Source organism: Phytohabitans sp. LJ34, assembly GCF_052068095.1.
GTDB lineage: Bacteria > Actinomycetota > Actinomycetes > Mycobacteriales > Micromonosporaceae > Phytohabitans.
Genome location: NZ_JBQHDG010000069.1, coordinates 1 through 754 on the forward strand (window position 1 = coordinate 1; position 754 = coordinate 754).

General features: G+C 69.4%; 1 protein-coding gene. It reads left to right on the forward strand.

Annotated elements, in window-relative coordinates; translation table 11 throughout:
* Positions 1-101 precede the first annotated feature (101 nt).
* Positions 102-754 (forward strand): CHAP domain-containing protein (locus ACTMTJ_RS45405; protein WP_441225330.1); only part of this gene is annotated, 653 nt, incomplete at its 3' end.

The following is a 754-nucleotide window of genomic DNA, read 5'->3' on the forward strand; positions in this document are numbered from 1 at the left end:
GCTGGACCGGCGACGGCGACGGCACCTTCGCCACACCCGCCCAAATCGGCCACGGCTGGTCCACCTTCCGCCTCGCCCGCTACTAAACCCCTGGAGCAACCATGAGAAGAAGGTTTGTCACCGCGGTCGTCGGAGCGCTGGCCATGCTGGCCACGTTCGCGCTCCAGGAGGTTACCCTCGGACGTGCGGCGCATGCGGCCACGCGTGCCGGGATCGTCGCCGTCGCCGAGGCTGAGATCGGCAACTCCGAGGCCAACGGCCGCTGCCAGAAGTACGGTCCGTGCATTACGACCGCGTGGTGCGCGATGTTCGCCGAATGGGTGTGGCGCACCGCTGGCGTGTCCCCCGTTTTCACGACCGACGTCGCCACGGCGGTCGGCACGTGGGGCCAGCAGCAGGGTCTCTGGAAGGCTCGCCCCTCCGGCGGCACCGGCAGCCCGGCACCGGGCGATGTGGTCGTGTGGGGCGCACCGGGCTCGGGCACGGGCGGCCACGTCGGGATCGTCCACAACGTACACTCGGACGGCACCATCACCACCGTCGAGGGTAACCAGGACGACGCGGTGGTCAAGCGCCGCATCAACCCGGTGACCCAGCGCGCGGGCGAGCGCGACGTGCTCATCTCTGGTTACGTCTCGCCGCCGAACATCACCACCCCGAACCTCGCGGCGGAGAGTGTGAACGGGGATCGGTACGAGGATCTGTTGGCGGTCGACTCCGGCAACGTGCTGTGGTCGTATCCGGGTCGCTCGGG